The 1,167-nt window shown below is 61.4% G+C and carries 1 protein-coding gene; it reads left to right on the forward strand.

The genetic code is table 11. From position 1 onward, the window contains the following. Positions 1–950 (forward strand): tetratricopeptide repeat protein (locus tag ABI_RS23450; protein ID WP_211211118.1); only part of this gene is annotated, 950 nt, incomplete at its 5' end. Positions 951–1,167: the final 217 nt, after the last annotated feature.

Genomic DNA, 1,167 nt, shown 5'->3' on the forward strand with positions numbered 1-1,167 from the left:
GCGTGGTGCGTCACACTATTTTGGGATGCGCTCTGAAAAAGGCGAGGGCCCCATGGCCAAAAAAGCTGAGCGACGGTTTGGGTTTGTCCGTCGCGATCGTCGCTTTCACTCTGGTCGCCAGTGCGGGTGTCTTGATGCAGGGCTGCACGGGCGAACGCAGCGGCCCGGTCGAGGCGGTCGAGTCCGAAGCCGGCGGTCCCGAGGTGGACTACCGGGCAGGTCTGCAGGCTCTGAGCCAGGGTAACCAGACGCAAGGCGTCCAGCGGCTGGAAAAGGCTGCGGAGGCCGGCCACGCTCAGGCCATGCTAAAACTGGGCGACATCCGCAATGCCGATGCCGGTGATGCCAACGGTGACGCCGCCATCGCCTGGTACGGAAAGGCGGCAAATGTCGGCAATATTGAAGCGGCGCGCAAACTGGGTATCGCCCACGCCACCGGCCTTGGTCGGAACGAACCCGATCCCGCCAAGGCCTTGCCGCCGCTCGAGACGGCGGCGAAAGCCGGCGATGCCGAGGCGCAGTTGCATCTGGGGCAAGTGCTGATCGTTCTGAAGCGCTATGAGGAGGCCATCACCTGGCTGACGCGGGCGGGAGGGGCGGGTCAGGCGCGTGCTTGGTACCTGCTGGGTGAGATGTATTACCAGCAACAGACGGTCAAACAGGATATCGAAAAGGCTTTCGGCTACTACGGTAAAGGCGCAGAGGCCGGCAATGACGAGGCGCAACTGATGTACAGCTTCTTCTATCTGACCGGCCGGGGGACCCGCAAAGACAAGGCCGAGGCTTACAAATGGGCTCTGATCGCCGACGAGGCCAGCTCGCCAAAGAGCCGTGGTGCCTTGAAATTTCTTGAACCCAAGCTGTCCGACGCCGACAAGACCGAGGGCAAGGCCCGCGCCGAAGCCTGGAGGGCGGCCAACCCGACTAAGGTTCCCAAGTTGGCGAAGTAGGATAGTGTTGCGTGGCGGTGAATTTGACGTGTTGGTTCACCCAACGAATGACGGTCTTTGCGAGGCGACGAGCGGTCGTTCAAAACGTTATCAGACAATATCAACTCCTATACTCCCCCGTTATACGGGGGAGGTGTCTGCCAGCGGAGCGCAGCAGACGGAGGGGGGATTTCTTGGTGCAAACGCCGACGGAATATGGGTGGAGGTTACGGAAGTT

It is taken from the genome of Asticcacaulis biprosthecium C19 (assembly GCF_000204015.1).
Taxonomy (GTDB): domain Bacteria; phylum Pseudomonadota; class Alphaproteobacteria; order Caulobacterales; family Caulobacteraceae; genus Asticcacaulis; species Asticcacaulis biprosthecius.